The organism is Corynebacterium sp. Marseille-Q4381, assembly GCF_036881695.1.
Taxonomy (GTDB): Bacteria; Actinomycetota; Actinomycetes; order Mycobacteriales; family Mycobacteriaceae; genus Corynebacterium.
On the sequence record NZ_JBAJNR010000003.1, the window covers coordinates 26,112 to 43,637 of the forward strand.

The 17,526-nt window shown below is 64.3% G+C and carries 17 protein-coding genes; 7 read left to right on the plus strand and 10 right to left on the minus strand.

All coding sequences use genetic code 11. From position 1 onward, the window contains the following. The first annotated feature begins 18 nt into the window (after nt 1–18). Together V6D40_RS03245 and V6D40_RS03250 are read left to right on the plus strand one after the other, a co-directional pair. Complete coding sequence (locus V6D40_RS03245) at nt 19–234, plus strand: hypothetical protein (RefSeq protein WP_334288933.1); 216 nt, start codon at nt 19–21, stop codon at nt 232–234. Between the two features lie 20 nt (nt 235–254). Next, nucleotides 255–923: a response regulator transcription factor gene (locus tag V6D40_RS03250; protein ID WP_334288934.1), complete on the plus strand. Its 669-nt coding sequence runs from the start codon at nt 255–257 to the stop codon at nt 921–923. 395 nt (nt 924–1,318) lie between these two features. On the opposite strand, the gene rplT is transcribed toward V6D40_RS03250, so the two are convergent. The 4 genes from rplT to uvrA all read right to left on the minus strand — a co-directional run bounded on the left by rplT (nt 1,319) and on the right by uvrA (nt 5,680). After that, nucleotides 1,319–1,705 (minus strand): 50S ribosomal protein L20, encoded by a 387-nt coding sequence (rplT, locus tag V6D40_RS03255; protein WP_334288935.1) that lies wholly within the window; start codon nt 1,703–1,705, stop codon nt 1,319–1,321. A gap of 51 nt (nt 1,706–1,756) precedes the next feature. Beyond that, nucleotides 1,757–1,951 (minus strand): 50S ribosomal protein L35, encoded by a 195-nt coding sequence (gene rpmI, locus V6D40_RS03260; protein ID WP_334288936.1) that lies wholly within the window; start codon nt 1,949–1,951, stop codon nt 1,757–1,759. A 29-nt stretch (nt 1,952–1,980) separates the two neighbouring features. Continuing rightward, nucleotides 1,981–2,532 carry a translation initiation factor IF-3 gene (gene infC, locus V6D40_RS03265; protein ID WP_334289097.1) on the minus strand — a complete coding sequence of 184 codons (552 nt, stop codon included), beginning with the start codon at nt 2,530–2,532 and terminating at the stop codon, nt 1,981–1,983. 289 nt (nt 2,533–2,821) lie between these two features. After that, on the minus strand, nt 2,822–5,680 hold the full coding sequence (gene uvrA, locus V6D40_RS03270; protein WP_334288937.1) for an excinuclease ABC subunit UvrA: 2,859 nt from the start codon (nt 5,678–5,680) through the stop codon (nt 2,822–2,824). A gap of 88 nt (nt 5,681–5,768) precedes the next feature. Here uvrA and V6D40_RS03275 point away from each other — a divergent pair, with 88 nt between their 5' ends. The 3 genes from V6D40_RS03275 (at nt 5,769) to V6D40_RS03285 (ending at nt 9,847) form a co-directional block, all read left to right on the plus strand. Beyond that, nucleotides 5,769–6,371, plus strand: coding sequence for an MBL fold metallo-hydrolase (locus V6D40_RS03275; RefSeq protein ID WP_334288938.1), 603 nt, complete (start codon nt 5,769–5,771; stop codon nt 6,369–6,371). An 88-nt stretch (nt 6,372–6,459) separates the two neighbouring features. Beyond that, nucleotides 6,460–7,584, plus strand: a complete 1,125-nt coding sequence (locus V6D40_RS03280) for a DoxX family membrane protein (RefSeq protein ID WP_334288939.1) — start codon at nt 6,460–6,462, stop codon at nt 7,582–7,584. A 58-nt stretch (nt 7,585–7,642) separates the two neighbouring features. After that, entirely contained in the window at nt 7,643–9,847 is a 2,205-nt protein-coding gene (locus V6D40_RS03285) for a HelD family protein (RefSeq protein WP_334288940.1), read from the plus strand. A gap of 4 nt (nt 9,848–9,851) precedes the next feature. Here the strand turns inward: V6D40_RS03285 and V6D40_RS03290 are convergent, their stop codons facing one another. Genes V6D40_RS03290 through uvrB form a run of 3 tightly spaced genes read right to left on the minus strand, consistent with a single transcriptional unit; the run spans nt 9,852 to nt 12,915 of the window. Next, nucleotides 9,852–10,298, minus strand: coding sequence for a universal stress protein (locus V6D40_RS03290; RefSeq protein ID WP_334288941.1), 447 nt, complete (start codon nt 10,296–10,298; stop codon nt 9,852–9,854). A gap of 24 nt (nt 10,299–10,322) precedes the next feature. Continuing rightward, nucleotides 10,323–10,781 (minus strand): universal stress protein, encoded by a 459-nt coding sequence (locus V6D40_RS03295; protein ID WP_334288942.1) that lies wholly within the window; start codon nt 10,779–10,781, stop codon nt 10,323–10,325. Between the two features lie 31 nt (nt 10,782–10,812). Continuing rightward, nucleotides 10,813–12,915 carry an excinuclease ABC subunit UvrB gene (gene uvrB, locus V6D40_RS03300; protein WP_334288943.1) on the minus strand — a complete coding sequence of 701 codons (2,103 nt, stop codon included), beginning with the start codon at nt 12,913–12,915 and terminating at the stop codon, nt 10,813–10,815. A gap of 149 nt (nt 12,916–13,064) precedes the next feature. On the opposite strand from uvrB, the gene V6D40_RS03305 reads away from it, so the two are divergent. After that, nucleotides 13,065–13,958 carry a bile acid:sodium symporter family protein gene (locus V6D40_RS03305; RefSeq protein ID WP_334288944.1) on the plus strand — a complete coding sequence of 298 codons (894 nt, stop codon included), beginning with the start codon at nt 13,065–13,067 and terminating at the stop codon, nt 13,956–13,958. Nucleotides 13,959–13,981: 23 nt separating this feature from the next. On the opposite strand, the gene V6D40_RS03310 is transcribed toward V6D40_RS03305, so the two are convergent. The 3 genes from V6D40_RS03310 to rpsA form a co-directional block, all read right to left on the minus strand. Continuing rightward, the gene (locus tag V6D40_RS03310; RefSeq protein ID WP_334288945.1) at nt 13,982–14,335 is read right to left on the minus strand and encodes a DUF4259 domain-containing protein; all 354 of its coding nucleotides are present in this window, start codon (nt 14,333–14,335) and stop codon (nt 13,982–13,984) included. A 64-nt stretch (nt 14,336–14,399) separates the two neighbouring features. Continuing rightward, complete coding sequence (coaE, locus tag V6D40_RS03315; protein WP_334288946.1) at nt 14,400–14,993, minus strand: dephospho-CoA kinase; 594 nt, start codon at nt 14,991–14,993, stop codon at nt 14,400–14,402. A gap of 91 nt (nt 14,994–15,084) precedes the next feature. Next, a complete protein-coding gene (gene rpsA / locus V6D40_RS03320; protein ID WP_334288947.1) occupies nt 15,085–16,566 on the minus strand; it encodes a 30S ribosomal protein S1 in 1,482 nt (493 codons plus the stop codon). A gap of 198 nt (nt 16,567–16,764) precedes the next feature. Between rpsA and V6D40_RS03325 the strand changes: the two genes are divergently transcribed. After that, entirely contained in the window at nt 16,765–17,511 is a 747-nt protein-coding gene (locus V6D40_RS03325) for a class I SAM-dependent methyltransferase (protein ID WP_334288948.1), read from the plus strand. The last annotated feature ends 15 nt before the right edge of the window (nt 17,512–17,526 follow it).

Below are 17,526 nucleotides of genomic sequence, written 5' to 3' on the forward strand. Positions count from 1 at the left end.
ACGAAAGGACCCGTTCCCATGCGCACCCGTGTATCGCAAACCCCGAAGCGCGTCGCCGCAGCTGCCTTGGCTGCCGCAGCACTCACCGCGATCGCTCCGGTTTCCGCCGCCCAGGCCGAGGTTGCTGAGGTTGCTGAGGTTGCTGAGGAGAAGGTCATCACCACCTTCGCATCCGGCGCAGTCGGCGACACCTTCGAATGCGGCGGCATCATCGGCCGCCTCTGGTGCAAGTAAACCAAGCGGGGCTTTAAGCGGTGAGCAACGAACGCATCCGGGTGTTTCTTGTCGACGACGACCCACTCGTCCGCGACGTCCTCACCCGCTACCTGCTAACTGCGGGAGACATCGATGTCGTGGGCAGCGCCTCCAACGGCGCCGAGGCCCTCGACCTCATCGACCCGGATCAAGTAGACCTCGTGCTCTCCGACGTCTACATGCCCAAGATGGGCGGAGCCACGCTTCTCCACCACCTCAGCCAGCGGCCGAACACGCCGGCGTTTCTCGCCATCACATCGCTAGAGAACGACAAGGCGATGCTGGACATCCTCGCCCACGGCGGCCGCGGCTACATCCTGAAAAGCCAACCGCCGGACGAAATCGTTCTCTCCGTGCGACAGGCGGTCACCGGCGGCACCGTGGTCTCCCCCGCCGCCATGAACAATCTGGTCCGCTACCTTGCGCCGCACGACGCCGAAGCATCCGCTCCGATTGCCGGCAACGAGCGTTCCTACCCAGCGGGGATCACCGCCGCCGAGCGCAGCGTGCTCGACCTGCTGTGCGAGGGCCTCAGCAACGCCGACATCGCCAAGCGTCTCAACTACTCGGAGTCGACCGTGAAGAAGCACGTGTCGAACCTGCTCAGCCTGTACGACGTGACCTCGCGCCTCGATTTGGTGGTGACGGTGCTCAGCGGCCGCCGGTAGGTGGCTTGGTCGCCGGTGGGTGGCCGGTGGGCCGCCAGCGGATCGCAGTCCGTCGCTGGCGAGTCGTGCTGATAGCGGGTAACTTCCGCCCGGGCCGACGTTTCCGCAGGTCGCAAAATGGCCTCTTCCGAGTTACCCGCTATCACCGATCGGCACGCGCCGGTAAGCCGCCGGCCGGTGCCCATCGGCAGCCGGTCCGCCGCCGGTAGGCTGCCAGTGGGTTGCGCTGATAGCGGGTAACTTCCGCCCGGGTCGACGTTTCCGCAGGTCGCGACCAAGCCATCTCTGAGTTACCCGCTATCACCGATCGCCACCCAGGCGTCCCAAGCCAGCAAAAAGTCCCCGCCGCCGCAAAGTAAGCGGCAGCGGGGACTTGCTCGTAGAACGAGGCGTTCTTACGCAGCGTTCACGGGAGCGTTGACGTCCTCCGGGAGGGCGTTCTTCGCAACCTCGCACAGGGCGGAGAACGCAGCAAAGTCGTTCACAGCCAGCTCGGCGAGGATCTTGCGGTCAACCTCGACCTCAGCAAGCTTCAGGCCGTGGATGAGGCGGTTGTAGGTGATGTCGTTCATGCGAGCGGCAGCGTTGATGCGCTGGATCCACAGCTTGCGGAACTCGCTCTTGCGCTTGCGGCGATCGCGGTAGGCGTAGGTCTCGGAGTGGACCCACTGCTCCTTGGCCTTGCGGTACAGGCGGGAGCGCTGGCCGCGGTAGCCCTTCGCGGACTTGAGGATCGCGCGGCGCTTCTTCTTGGCGTTAACTGAACGCTTGACACGTGCCATGAGTTCTTACTTCCTTGTCTTTCTTCGTCGTGGTAGTGAATCAGGCAGTGCTTAGGACATGCCGAGGAGGCGCTTGGTGCGCTTGACGTCAGCCGCAGCGACGTCCGTGGTGCCGGACAGCTTGCGGCGGCGCTTGGAGGAAAGCTTCTCGTTGAGGTGGCGCTTGCCGGCCTGCTCGCGACGCAGCTTGCCGTTACCGTTAACCTTGATGCGCTTCGCGGTGCCCTTGTGGGTCTTCTGCTTCATTGTGAAAGCCCTTCAGAATCGTTGACGTGCTACTTCTTGCCCTTGCGAGCAGGTGCGAAAACCATGGTCATGTTGCGGCCGTCCTGCTTCGGACGGGCCTCGACCACCGCGAGATCCCCAATGTCGTCTGCAAGACGCTCGAGGAGACGGAAGCCGAGCTCCGGGCGCGACTGCTCGCGGCCGCGGAACATGATCGTGACTTTGACCTTGTTGCCCTTCTCTAGGAAGCGCTCAACATTGGCCTTCTTCGTCTGATAGTCGTGCTCATCGATCTTCGGCCGGAACTTCTGTTCCTTGACCACAGTCTGCTGCTGGTTCTTGCGGGCCTCGCGGGCCTTCTGATCCTGCTCGTACTTGAACTTGCCGTAGTCCATGATCTTGCACACGGGGGGCTTGGCGTTCGGCGCCACCTCGACCAGGTCGAGATCGGCGTCGTACGCCAGTTTGCGGGCGTCGTCAGTGCGGACGATACCCACCTGCTCGCCGGACGGGCCGACGAGACGAACTTCCGGGACACGGATACGTTCGTTGATCCGAGCTTCAGCGCTGATGAGAACACTCCTATAAACGAGGAAAACAATGTCAGTTGCTACCGGTGCTACCGGGCCACGCGCCGAGCCCTCCCTAAGAAAAAACCCGCTGGAACCGTTTGGGTTCAGCGGGAGTTCGTCAGCAGATCAGATCGCGCATGCGCAATCCTCTCGTACCGTTTACCCGTAGCCAACTCTAACCGGCGGCGTGGGGTGGGAAGAACTCCACTTGTGGCCCGCACACCTAGAAAAGGTGCACTGGGCGGTAGTGCTGGTAAAAGTACCACGCCCCACCGCCCATCTCCAAATTGGCGCGCACAGCGCCACGACGGCCGCGCGGTTAAGCCTCGGCGAGGATGTCCTTCAGGAACTGGCCGGTGAAGGACGCGTCGACCTTTGCAACGTCCTCAGGGGTACCCTTCGCCACAACGGTTCCGCCGCCCGAGCCGCCCTCGGGGCCCATGTCGATGATCCAGTCCGCGCTCTTGATCACGTCGAGGTTGTGCTCGATCACCAGCACCGTGTTGCCCTTGTCCACAAGGCCGTTGAGCACCAGCATCAGCTTGCGGATGTCCTCGAAGTGCAGGCCGGTCGTCGGCTCGTCGAGGATGTAGATGGTGCGTCCGTTGGACCGCTTCTGCAGCTCCGCCGCGAGTTTCACGCGCTGGGCCTCGCCGCCGGAGAGCGTGGTTGCGGACTGGCCGAGGCGCACGTAACCCAGACCCACGTCCACCAGCGTCTGCAGGTAACGGTGGATGGACGTGATCGGCTCGAAGAACTCGGCCGCCTCAGAGATCGGCATGTCGAGCACCTCGGCGATGTTCTTGCCCTTGTAGCGCACCTCGAGCGTCTCGCGGTTGTAGCGCGCGCCGTGGCACACCTCGCAGGGCACGTACACGTCCGGCAGGAAGTTCATCTCGATCTTGATGGTGCCGTCGCCGCGGCACGCCTCGCAGCGGCCGCCTTTAACGTTGAAGGAGAAGCGGCCGGCCTTGTAGCCACGCACCTTCGCCTCCTGCGTCTCCGCGAAAAGGTTGCGGATTTTGTCGAACACGCCGGTGTACGTCGCCGGGTTCGAGCGCGGGGTGCGCCCAATCGGCGACTGGTCCACCTGCACCAGTTTGTCCAGGTGCTCGAGCCCCTCAACCTTCTTCACGCGCCCCGGTACCTGGCGGGCGCCGTTGAGTTGGTTCTGCAGGGTCTTCGCCAGGATCTGGTTGACCAGGGTGGACTTGCCGGAACCGGAAACGCCGGTGACCGCGACCAACACACCCAGCGGAATCTCCACGCTGACGTTGTCGAGGTTGTTTTCGCGCGCGCCGACGACTTTGAGCTTGCGGTCCTTGTCCACGGCTCGGCGTTCCGACGGCACCTCGATCTTCTTGCGCCCAGACAGGTAGTCGCCCGTGAGCGAGTCTTTCGCCTTCTCAATCCCCTTCGGCGCGCCTTGGTAGACCACCTCGCCGCCGTACTCGCCGGCGCGCGGGCCGATGTCGATCAGCCAATCCGCCTCGCGGATCGTGTCCTCGTCGTGCTCGACCACCACGAGCGTGTTGCCCAGGTCGCGCAGCTTCTTCAAGGTCTTGATCAGGCGCTGGTTGTCGCGCTGGTGCAGGCCGATCGACGGCTCATCCAGCACGTAGAGCACACCTGCGAGGCCGGAACCGATCTGGGTCGCCAGACGGATGCGCTGGGCTTCGCCGCCCGAGAGCGTGCCGGCTGAGCGGGCGAGGGTGAGGTAGTTCAGGCCGACGTCGATAAGAAAGTGCAACCTCGCCTGAATCTCCCGCAGCACGGCACCTGCGATCATTTCCTGCCTGTAGCCCAGCACCAGGTTGTCCAGGTACTCGGAGGCGTCCTCAATCGACAGTTCGGTCAGGCCTGCAATGGATTTCTCGCCGTGCGTCGTGGAATCGAGCCTCACCGCGAGGATCTCCGGCTTCAGGCGTGCGCCCTTGCACGTCGGACACGGCACTTCGCGGGTGTAGGCCAGCAGACGTTCCTTCTGTGCGTCGGAATCCGCCTGCTCCATCTTGCGCTCGAGGTATCCGATCACACCCTCGTAGGCGGCGGTGTAGGAGCGCTGCCGGCCGTAGCGGTTCTTGTACCGCACGTTGACCTGGGTGGACGAGCCGTGCACCAAGTGCTTCTGCTGCGTCTTGGTCAGGGAGCTGAACGGCGCGTGCGCGTCGAAGCCCTCTTCCTTCGCCAACGCCTCGATGAGCTTTACAAAGTAGGCCTTGTTCGGGCTGGAGTTCCAGATCTGGAAAGCATCTACCGCGGGCGCGTCCGGGTCCGGGATAACAAGGTCGATGTCGACCTCCTTGCGCACGCCTAAGCCGTCGCAGGCCGGGCAGGCGCCGAACGGCGAGTTGAAGGAGAACGCCCGCGGCTCGTACTCCTCCACGTCCAGCTTGTGTCCGTTCGGGCAGGCCATCTTCTCCGAGAAGATCTGCACCCGGTCCGGGTCATCCGCGTCCAGGTCGACGAAGTCGAAGCCCACCAGACCGTCCGCCAGCTTGAGCGCCGTTTCCACCGAATCCGTCAGGCGCTGCTTCTGGCTCGCCTTCACGGTCAGACGGTCCACCACAACGTCGATAGTGTGCTTGACCTGCTTCTCCAGCTTCGGCGGGTCCGACAGCTGGTACGTCTCACCATCGACGGTGACGCGGGCGTAACCCTGGGCGGCGAGGTCTTGGAACAGGTCGGCGAACTCACCCTTGCGCTTGCGCACCACCGGCGCGAGCACCTGGAACTTCGTTCGCTCCTCCATCTGGAGGATCTGGTCGACGATCTGCTGCGGCGTCTGCCGCTCGATCACCGCGTCGCACACCGGGCAGTGCGGGGTGCCGGCGCGCGCGTAGAGTAGACGCAGGTAATCGTAGATCTCGGTGATCGTGCCAACCGTGGAGCGCGGGTTGCGGTTCGTCGACTTCTGGTCGATCGAGACCGCGGGACTCAACCCGTCGATGTAATCCACGTCCGGCTTGTCCATCTGGCCGAGGAACATGCGCGCGTACGACGACAGCGATTCGACGTAGCGGCGCTGGCCCTCGGCGAAGATGGTGTCGAACGCCAGCGAGGACTTACCGGAGCCGGACAGGCCGGTGAAGACTGACATCTTGTCGCGCGGCAGCTCGATGTCGATGCCTTTGAGATTGTGTTGGCGCGCACCGCGCACAGTCAGCCGTTCAGCCACAGAAGTGATCGTCCTTTCGCCTCGAACCCCCATCAACCTACCAACTGCCCACACACGCCTGCTATTCCTCGCCGCTAGGGTTGGATGCATGGAAAATGCCTTGACGCTGCACCACGTTTCGGTCTCCGACATGGACAACAACTGCTACCTTCTGGCATCCAGGGGGCAGGGGCTGCTAATCGACGCAGCCGATAACGCCCCAGCCCTTTTCGCGCTCGCAGACGAGGCCGGGGTCACCATCACCGATGTGCTGACCACCCACCGCCACCGCGACCATGTCCGCGCGCTACCGTCCGTGCTCGAGGCGACAAAAGCAACCCACTGGGCGCCGTACCTGGAGTCGCCGGCGCTTCCCGCCCCCGTCGACCACGAACTCAACGACGGCGACTACCTCGAGTTTGCCGGGCAGCGCCTGTCTGTTGCGATCCTGCGCGGCCACACCCCTGGCGGCGCCTGCACAGCAGCGGTGATTGACGGCGAAACGCACCTGTTCGTCGGAGACTCGCTGTTCCCCGGCGGTCTGGGCAAAACCTCCTCCGAGGGCGACTTCGTACGACTGTTTAAAGACGTCAAGGAAAAAATCTTCGACCGCTTCGACGATGACACCGTGATCCATCCCGGCCACGGCGCCTCCACCACCGTCGGCGCTGAGCGCCCTCACCTTGATGAATGGTGGGAGCGCCGCTGGTAGTCGCCAAACCCCGCCTCGCTGGCGGCGAATGTTGTCTACAGTGGGTTGTATAACTGCATCATTTCAACGTAGAAGGATTGGTTAGATCATGATTCGCAAGATCGCGCGACCAATGCTCGCATCGGTGTTCATCATCGATGGCGTGCAGACCGTGCTTAACCCGGCAAGCGCCAAGGAGAGCGCCGACAGCGTGCTCAAGCAGCTGCGCGCCGCTACCCCCCGCCAGTACCGCGCCTTCCTGCCGAAGGACCCGGAGACTGCGGCACAGATCGCTGGCGGTGTGAAGGCCGGCGCCGCGTCGCTCTTCGCCCTCGGCAAGGCTCCTCGCACGGCCGCGGCGCTGCTTACCGCCACCTCCGCCGCCTCGTTGGTGGGACGCAACGCGTTCTGGGAGACCAGCGACGCTGACGAGAAGGCCCGCCGCAAGGCAGGCGCGCTGACCGACCTCGCCCTCACCGGCGGCGTCCTGCTCGCCTCCGTGGACACCGCGGGCAAGCCGGACATGAAGTGGCGCGCGCAGAACGCCGCGAAGGTCGCCCGCAAGAACGTGCAGCAGGCGCTGCCGACCCAGTCCGAGGCCGAGAAGGCCTTGAACAAGGCGGGCAACTGGTTCTCCGACGCCACCGACCAGGTCGGCGACTACATCGACGACAACAAGGGCGACTGGAAGAAGGCGGCCCACAAGGCTGGCGACGCGGCGCAGGACCTCTTCGGTGACGCGCGCAAGCAGACGTCCAAGTTCCTTTCCAACGCCGGCGACTGGCTCGACGACGCGACCGGCGAGGTCGAGGACAAGTACCAGGACCTCAAGCCGAGCAAGGTCCAACAGTACAAAGCGAAGCGCAAGGTCAACAACTTTGTGGGCGACGCGCAGAACTGGGCCGAGGACGCATGGGACGACGTGACCCCGTCCGCGCTGCAGAAGTTCAAGGCCAAGCGCAAGGTGAACTCCGTTGTGGATGACCTGCAGTCCTCCCTCGACGATCTCACCCCGTCTGGCCTGGACAAGTTCCGCGCAAAGCGCAAGGTGAGCAAGAAGGCCTCCAAGCTGCAGGACCGCGCGCAGGATGCCGTGGACGACCTGCAGACCGCGTGGGACAACCTCGACGCCTCCCCGAGCTGGTGGCAGAAGCGCAAGTGGAAAAAGAAGGCTAACAAGGCTGAAAAGCAGGCGAAGAAGCTTGTGAAGAAGGCGCAGAAGAAGCTGGGCTAGCCCAAGCTTCGGCCCCGGGAACCGGAATAATCCGGCCCCCGGGGCCGTTTTTCTCTTTATGCGTGACTACGAGCAGAAGCAGTTGGCCGAGGAGCAGGCGCATGTCGACGTCCTGTTCCAGCACTTGGGCGCCGAAGTTGACGCCGCCCGCGCCAAGCTCGCCGAGGTGCAGGCCGACGTGGACCCCGACAACCCGGACTCCGATGCGCTTGTCCGCCGCGAAACCGAGTACCACGCGCTAAACGCAAAACTGGACCAACTCGGCATCGCTGAGGTGGGCCTTGTCTTCGGCCGGGTGGACGTGCACGACGACACCCCCGAGAACCCCGTAGCGGGGCGCACCGACCTCGACCGCCGCTACGTTGGCCGCTTGGGTTTGAGCGACCGGGCAGATCACTACCGCACGCTGTTGCTCGACTGGCGCGCCCCCGGTGCGCGTCCCTACTACCTGGCCACCACGGCGCACCCCGAGGGAGTGGAGACCCGCCGCAACATCCGGATGCGGGGCCGAACGGTGACGGCGGTCGACGACGAGGTGCTCTCCGGCGAAGGCGCGCCTACGGAATCCGACGGCGCGGGCGTCGGTTCGGAGGCCGCGCTGCGCCGCGCCATGAACGCGGCGCGCACCGGCCACATGCGCTCAATCGTCGAGACCATCCAGCGCGAGCAGGACGAGATTATCCGCGACCCAACCCGCGGCGTGATGGTAGTGCAGGGCGGTCCCGGCACCGGCAAGACCGCGGTCGCGCTGCACCGTGTTGCCTACCTGCTCTACACCTGGCGCGAGCAGCTCTCGCGCACCGGTGTGCTCATCATCGGCCCCAACGACACCTTCCTCGACTACATCTCCCGCGTGCTGCCGGAGCTCGGTGAGACGGGCGTAGTGCTCACCACCATCGCCGATCTTGTGCCCGGTTTCACCCCGGAAGCGCTCGCATCGAACGAACCTTTCGCAGCGCGCGAGGTGAAGGGCTCTGAGGAAATGGCGGTGATTTTGAAGCGCGCTGTGCAGGCGTACGAGACGGTTCCGAAGGAGCCGGTTGCATTGCTTATCGACGGGGTGCCGGTCTCCGCCACTCCAGCCATGGTCAAAGCGGCCCGCACCCGCGCGCGTCGCTCGCGCAAACCCCACAACGCCGCCCGGGCCCACTTCGCGGAGGAGCTGACGAGCCAGATCGCCGCGGCGCTGGCGCACCGCATCGGCGAGGACCCGCTCGGTGGGGAGAACCTGCTTTCCGCGGCGGACGTGGACCAGCTGCACGACGACTTAGCGGAGCACCCGCAGGTGGGTTCGCTGATCAACGCTCACTTCCCCACCCTCGCGCCCGCCGACGTCCTCGATGCGCTGTTGACCAGCCGCGAAGCCATCGCCGACGCCGCTGGGGATTACGACGAGTACACCCAAGATGCGCTCTACCGCGAGCCGGGTTCGCCGTTCACGCCGGCAGACGCGGCGCTGGTTGATGAGCTCGCTGTCCTCATCGGCACGGACGACGCCGAGAAGGAACGCCGCCGCGAGGAGGAGGAATGGCGCGCACAGGTCGCTGAGGCTGAGGACGCGCTGGACATCCTCGCGTCGTCGGAAGCCACCGACAACGACGACGACCAGTTCGAAGCCGAGATCCTCTCCGCGGCCGACGTCATTGACGCGGAGACCCTGGCAAGGCGCCAACATGTGCGCGATACCCGTTCCACGGCCCAGCGCGCCGCGGAAGACCGGGCGTGGGCGTACGGCCACGTGATCGTGGACGAGGCTCAGGAGCTCTCGCCGATGGAGTGGCGCATGGTGTTCCGGCGCTGCCCCTCTCGGTGGATGACGCTGGTCGGCGACACTGCTCAGACCTCGGCGCCGGCCGGCACGGACGACTGGGAGGCGACGTTGGAGCCGTTTGTGGGAGGGCGGTTCCGTATGCACGAGTTGACGGTGAACTACCGCACCCCGGCAGAAATCATGGCGTACGCGGATGAGGTGTTGGTGCGGGCTGGGGGCGACAAGGCGGAGCAGACAAGCATCCGCTCCGGCGCCCCAGTCGCCCACTACCCGCACGGCACCGACCCAGACGAGGTCCGGGCCCCGCTGGACGAGCGCTCGTGCGCCGTGATCGACGCGGGCAACGTCGGGCTGATGAAGGGCCTCGAGTTTGACCACGTCATCGTGGTCGAGCCGCGCAAAATAGTAGAGGCCTCGCCACAGGGGTGGCAAGACCTCTACGTCGCCGTCACCCGGGCCACGCAGACCCTGTCGGTGATCGGGGAACTGTAACTAGCTACTCGGTGACCGTGTGGACGATCATCACGTCGCAGTCGGACTGGCGGGCGACATCTGCCGGCACCGACCCGAGAAGACGGCCGGTCAGGGAGTTGATGCCGCGGTTGCCCACAACGAGCAGCTCAGCGTTGTTGTCGTTCACAATTGCCATGAGCGCCTCAACCGGGGTGCCCGGGCGGGTTGCGGTCTGCACGTCCTTCGCACCGTGGGAGCGGGCGTGCTCAGCCGCAGCCTCCAGGTTCTTCAGCGCCTGGTCGTCGCCGAGGATGGTTACGGAATCCTGGCGCAGCGCCTTGGAGGCGTCCTCCTCAGACTTGTAGTAGGCGGTGCCGATAACCAGGGTGGCGTCGAACGCCACGGCCATCTTGGCGGCGCGCTCAACAGCGAGGAGAGAGGACTTGGAGCCGTCGGAGCCGACGACGATGGTGTTGTAGTAGTTGCCCATGGTCTAAAGTGTAACCCTTCAGCATCAGCTACGTGCTTCGGCCCGAGTGTCCACCAACATCACATCCACGCGGGCCTTCACCGCCACGTTGCCCGGCACCGTGCCGAAAACACGGCCGGCGAGCGAGTGCATGCCCTTGTTGCCCACGACGAGGAGATCGGCACCGATCTCGGCCACGGCCTCGATGAGCACGTTCGCGGGCTTACCGGCCCGGGAGATCAGCTCCACCTCCCCGGCCTGCTCCTCCTCGGCCACCGCCTCGGCGCGCGCCAGGATCTCCTGGGACTCGGTTTCGGTGATGGTGTTGGCGCCGGTCAGCTCCGCGTTCGTGGAGTTGAGCACCGATCCGGATGCCGAGTAGTGCGCGCAAAGAATGGTCAGCTTTGCGCCGTACACGCGGGCCAGGCTGGCCGCGGCACGTACCGCCGCCATGGAGCGCGGCGTGCCGTCGGTGCCGACCGCGACTGAGGAATACGAATGCATGCTCGTTATCGTCCTTGCATTTCTCGTACCGCTAGTTACCAGTCTCTTTCATACCACGCAGTTCCTTGCGCAGATCGGCGATTTCATCGCGCAGGCGGCCGGCGAGCTCAAATTTGAGTTCGCGGGCGGCTTCGCCCATTTGCTTTGTCAGGTCGTCGATAAGCACCTGAAGCTCATCCGACGCCATCGCTGACACGTCCGGGCGGTCCGCAACCGCCGCATCGGAGCTCAAGCTTGGCGACGCAGCGTCCCCTTCACCGTTCTCGTACACCTGGTCCAGGATGTCCGCGATCGCCTTGCGCAGCGGTTGGGGGTCAATGCCGTGCTCGTTGTTGTAGGCGATCTGCTTCTCGCGGCGGCGCTCCGTCTCGTCGATCGCCTCCTGCATGGACTCGGTGATCTGGTCGGCGTACATGATGACCTCGCCGGAGACGTTTCGGGCGGCGCGGCCGATGGTCTGGATCAGCGACTTGGTGGAGCGCAGGAAGCCCTCTTTGTCGGCGTCCAAGATGGCCACGAGGCTGACCTCGGGCAGGTCGAGACCCTCGCGCAGCAAGTTGATGCCGACGAGCACGTCGTACTCGCCGAGCCGCAGCTGGCGCAAAAGCTCCACGCGCTGCAGGGTGTCGATGTCGGAGTGCAGGTAGCGAACCTTGATGCCGTTGTCCAGCAGGTAGTCGGTGAGGTCCTCGGCCATGCGCTTGGTCAGGGTAGTCACCAACACGCGTTCGTCCTTGGCGGTGCGTGCGCGGATTTCGTGGATCAGGTCGTCGATCTGCCCCTTGGTCGGCTTCACGGTCACCTTCGGGTCCACCAGGCCGGTCGGGCGGATGACCTGCTCGACGAACTCGCCGCCTGAAGCCTCGAGCTCGTAGTCGCCCGGGGTGGCCGACATATAGACGGTCTGCCCCACGCGCGCTTCGAACTCATCGAAGGTCAGCGGACGGTTATCCACCGCGCTGGGCAGGCGGAAGCCGAACTCGACCAGGTTCCGTTTGCGCGACATGTCGCCTTCGAACATGCCGCCGATCTGCGGCACGGTGACGTGGGACTCGTCGATGATGGTGAGGAAGTCCTCCGGGAAGTAGTCAATCAGCGTGGCCGGCGCCGAGCCCGCGGGGCGGCCGTCCATGTGGCGGGAGTAGTTCTCGATGCCGGAGCAGAAGCCCACCTGCTGAATCATCTCCAAGTCGTACTCGGTGCGCATGCGCAGGCGCTGCGCCTCCAGCAGCTTGCCCTTGCTCTCCAGCTCCTCCAACCGGTCCGCGAGCTCGAGCTTGATGTCCTCGATAGCGCGCTCCATGCGGTCGTCCGTGGCCACGTAGTGGGTGGCCGGGAAGATGCGCACCTCGTCTTCCTCGCTGATCACGTCGCCTGTGAGCGGGTGGATGTAGTAGAGCGAGTCGATCTCGTCGCCGAAGAACTCCACGCGCACCGCCACCTCTTCGTAGGCGGGGATGATATCGACGGTGTCGCCTTTGACGCGGAAGGTGCCGCGCTTGAAGTCGATGTCGTTGCGCTCGTACTGCACGTCCACCAGAAGGCGCAGGAAGCGGTCGCGCTCCACCTCCTCCCCGACGCGCAGCACAATGGAGCGGTCGAGGTAGGACTGCGGGGTGCCTAAGCCGTAGATGCACGACACCGAGGCGACGACGACCACGTCGCGGCGCGACAGCAGCGCGGACGTCGCGGAGTGGCGGAGGCGCTCCACGTCGTCGTTGATCGACGAGTCCTTCTCAATGTAGGTGTCTGTCTGCGCGATGTAGGCCTCGGGTTGGTAGTAGTCGTAGTACGACACGAAGTACTCCACCGCGTTGTTGGGCAACAGTTGCCGCAGCTCGTTCGCCAGCTGCGCGGCCAGCGTCTTGTTCGGCGCCATCACTAGCGTGGGCCGCTGCTGCTGCTCAATCAGCCACGCGGCGGTTGCCGACTTACCGGTACCGGTTGCACCCATAAGCACGACGTCTTCCTCGCCGCGCCGAAGGCGGGCATCCAGCTCCTTAATCGCTGCCGGCTGGTCGCCGGAGGGCTCGTACTCGGAGATGACCTCAAAACGCTTTTCGCGACGCTCGATCTCGCCGACGGGGCGGAACTCCGATTGCGCGAGGACGGGGTGTTCAGCAGCAAAAGCCATGCTGGCAAGCATACGCCCAGCACAATCCCAGCGACGAACACTGAAGATGAGGCTCCCGTCGCCATTCCACATCCCCCATTGGGATTCAACCAGTGCTGCGAGAAGGGACGTATCCCTGCAGTTCAGCCCGCCGGAGTACCGTAGGTAGTATGTTCGAGACCTTGCAGAACCTGATGGCCCCGGCTTCTGTGATCTTCGTGGTGGCGATCATGTTCTCCACCGGCCTTTCGCTCAAGGTCGATGATTTGAAGAAGACCCTCGTGGGATGGCAGTTCTTCGTTCGCCTCCTGCTGGTGAATTTTCTCGTGGTCCCCGGCACCATGCTGTTGTTCGTCCAGCTGGCTAAGGTCGCACACCCCTACTCCACCGGCATGCTCATCCACGCGTGTGTGGCCGGGGCGCCCCTGATTATGGCGCTCACGCAGCTGAGTAAGAACCCGGTCGCGCTCGGCGCTACCATCCAGCTGGTGCTTATGGTCGCCACCGTGGTCATCATGCCGCTGCTGCTACCCGCGGTGCTGGGTATCGAGGACGTTTCTTCAAGTGCGTTAATCGAACCCCTGCTGTTGCAGATGGTGTTTCCGCTCGCAATCGGCATGGTTGTGTTTAATGTGGCACCGACGCTGACTGCCAAGATCCGCCCGCTGGTGCGTACCCTGGCCAACGCAGTCATGATGTTCTTTCTCGTCCTGTCTGTGGTCGCCTTCGGACCCTACTTCGGCGATCTACAGTTGTGGAAGGGCGTGTTGGTGGGCATGCTCGCCCTCACCGTGGCGTTTTACGTCGGTTACGGCACCGGCTTGGACGGCGGCGGCGCGAAGTCTCAGCTGGGTGCCCTGGGCACTGCGCAGCGCAACACAGCCGCGGGCGTGATCAGCGCGATGGCGTTCGACGAGCCGCTGGTGTTCATCACCTTCGTGTTCATCAACAGCTTCATGATGTTCGTGCTCATGGCCTTCGCGAAGCGCTTCGGCGCAGGCAAGACGATGCCGCTGCTCTCCGCGTTGTTGGACCAGCGTCCGGTTGCCGCACAGGAGCAGTAGGAATCCTCCCGGCCGTCCCTGCGCTAGGACGCGTACTTCCGGGTGGCTGCGAGCCAGTCCTCCAGCTCACCGGTATCGGCCCACAGGTCGTAGAGCTCGGACTCACCGGGGCGCGTTGCTTTCGCTGCGTGGCGGCGGATCCACCGCCGGTCATCCAAACTGAAGGGGAAGTCCAACGCGTGTGCGACAGCTTGGTTCGGGACGTGGCCGTTGAGTACCGCGGCCAGTGCAATCACGGATTCCGCCTCGTCGGCACCCAAGGGCCCGCGACCGCATTCAAACCGGAACTGGTCCATGCGAAACGTGCCGTCCGCCAGGGCGACGACAGCTTCCGTAGCTGGGTCGTTGTCGAACGGACCCGTATCCCAAGTTCCCATGGCGGAGTAGGTTAAACCGCAGAGGTTAACGCCCGGTAAATTTCGTTGGTCTAGAACAAATACTTTAGGTTCCAATTATCTCAACAAGTCGCTCTACTTGGGGCGCGAGTTGGGATTTCGGACCGTTGTTGTCGATGACGAAGTCGGCAGCGGCGCGGCGGGTAGCGTCGTCAAGCTGGCGGGCGATGCGCGCCCGAGCGTCGTCCTCATCAAGGCCGCGCGAGGAGACGAGACGGCGCACGCGTTCCTCAGCATCGACATCGACAACCACGGTGAGGTCCATGTCGTTGTGCAGACCCTGCTCCACCAGCAGCGGCATATCGTAAACGGCAACCTTGTCCCCCCGTGCCTCAGCTGCCGCAAATTGACGCTCGGCATCAGCACGAATTGCGGGGTGGGTAATGGCGTTGAGCTTCTCCGTCTCTCCCTCGGAAGCGAACGCGCGGCGGGCTAACCCTGCCCGGTCCAAGGTGCCGTCCTCGCGGATGAGGTCCGCGCCGAACGTCGCCGCCACCTCGCCGAGCACCGGTGAACCGGGCTTCATGATCTCGCGCGCGATCTTGTCCGCATCCACGATGGTGTAGCCGGTCTCCCCCAGCATCGCCGCCACCGTCGACTTGCCGCTGCCGATACCGCCTGTGAGCCCGATGCGTTTCATAGGACCCAAACGTAGCAAAACGGCCCGCTGCCAACCGTGGAGTTCAGCAACGGGCCGTCGCCAAGCAAGCCAGCCTAAGGCGGGCTAAAGGTTAGTTGCCGGCCAGCTTCTCGCGCAGAGCAGCGAGCTGCTCGTCAGAAGCAAGGGAACCACCCTCAACCTCGGAACCGTCTGCCGCCGGAGCGCCGGCACCGGTCTCGGAGGTGTAGTTGGTCTCGGAGGAGTAGTTCGAGTCGTTGCCGCCCTGCTCCGCAGCCTCAGCTGCGGCAGCGCGGTGGCGCTCGATCTGCGCGGTGTGCGCGGTGTGGCGACGCTCTGCCTCGGCGTAGCGTGCCTCCCACTCCTGGCGAGCCTCCTCGAAGCCCTCCATCCACTCGTTGGTCTCTGGGTCGAAGCCCTCCGGGAAGATGTAGTTGCCCTGCTCGTCGTAGGAGTCGGCCATGCCGTAACGCGACGGGTCGAACTCCTCGGTGTAGTCCTCGTCTGCCTGCTTGAGCGACAGAGAGATGCGGCGGCGCTCAAGGTCGATGTCGATGACCTTGACCATGACCTCTTCGCCGACACCGACAACCTGGTCCGGCACCTCAACGTGGCGCTGAGCCAGCTCGGAGATGTGGACGAGGCCCTCGATGCCCTCCTCGACGCGGACGAACGCGCCGAACGGGACGAGCTTGGTGACCTTGCCCGGGACGATCTGGCCCACAGCGTGGGTGCGGGCGAAGACGCGCCACGGATCCTCCTGGGTCGCCTTCAGCGACAGGGAGACGCGCTCGCGGTCGAGATCGACGTCGAGCACCTCGACGGTGACCTCGTCGCCCACGGTGACAACCTCGGACGGGTGGTCGATGTGCTTCCAGGACAGCTCGGACACGTGGACCAGGCCGTCAACACCGCCAAGGTCGACGAAGGCGCCGAAGTTGACGATGGAGGACACGACACCCTTACGCACCTGGCCCTTCTGCAGCTGGTGCAGGAAGTCGGAGCGGACCGCGGACTGGGTCTCCTCCAGGTAAGCGCGGCGGGAGAGAACAACGTTGTTGCGGTGCTTGTCCAGCTCAATGATCTTGGCCTCGAGCTCCTGGCCGATGTACGGATCCAGGTCGCGGACGCGGCGCATCTCGACCAGCGATGCCGGCAGGAAGCCGCGCAGGCCGATGTCGAGGATGAGGCCACCCTTGACCACCTCGATGACCGTACCGGTAACCGGCTGGTCGTTAGCTTGCAGCTCCTCGATGGTGCCCCAAGCGCGCTCGTACTGCGCACGCTTCTTGGACAGCAGGAGGCGGCCTTCCTTGTCCTCTTTGGTCAGGACGAGAGCGTCGATCTCGTCGCCAACCTCGACGACCTCATCCGGGTCGACGTCGTGCTTGATGGACAGCTCGCGGGTCGGGATAACGCCCTCGGTCTTGTAACCGATGTCGAGCAGCACCTCGTCGTGGTCAACCTTGACCACGGTGCCGGTGACGATGTCGCCATCGTTGAAGTACTTGATGGTCGCGTCAACTGCGGCGAGGAATTCCTCAGGGCCACCGATGTCGTTGATAGCAACCTGGGGTGCGTTGGAAGTGCGCATATGTATATGTGCTCCGAAAATAGGAGATCGAAATGTGTAGGGGCATATCTCTCGGCGGCACCGTGAAGGCGCGCAACACGGTGGGGCTACGATCTCACGACAAGAGTGGTAGGGCCCTCCTATTACGGCCGCCGCCACCCCGTCGCATTGATACGCCCGCATAACAGTAGTGACTTTGACCAGCTGAAGCAAATAAACATGAGTGCAGAAACGCAGGCCAACCGCCGCCATTGGGACGCAGACGCTACGCGCTACCACGCCGAGCATCCGGAGTACCTGAGCGGGTTTTACTGGTGCCCGGAAATGCTCAGCGAAAAGGAAGCGCAGTTGCTTGGTGACGTTCGCGGCAGATCCATCCTCGAAATCGGCTGCGGATCCGCCCCCTGCAGCGCATGGCTTGCGGAGCATGCCGCGGACGAGAACACATTTGTGACCGGCTTCGACATCTCCGGCGCTATGCTCGCGCGCCGCCCCGGTACCGCGGCTGAGCTCCCCCTTGTCCAGGCAGACGTGCTGGCCATCCCCTACCGCGGCGGCGTTTTCGACACCGCGTTCTCCGCCTTCGGCGCCCTGCCGTTCGTGGCCGACCTCGACGCGGCACTCGCTGAGATTGCCCGGGTGCTCAAACCCGGCGGCCGTTTCGTTTTCTCAGTCACCCACCCCATGCGGTGGGTGTTTCCCGACGACCCCGAGGCGCTGCACGCCGAGATCAGTTACTTCGAGCGCGCCTATGTGGAGGTCGACGACAACGGCCGCTTGAGCTACGCGGAGTTCCACCGCACCTTCGGCGACTGGGTGCGCGCCCTTCGCAGCGCCGGCTTCGAGCTGGAGGACGTGCTCGAGCCCGAGTGGCCGGAGGGCTTAGCAACCACGTGGGGGCAATGGTCGAGAAAGCGCGGCGAGCTGTTCCCGGGCACCGCGATCTTCATCTGCCGGCTCCGGTAGACAAGCCTGTAGAAC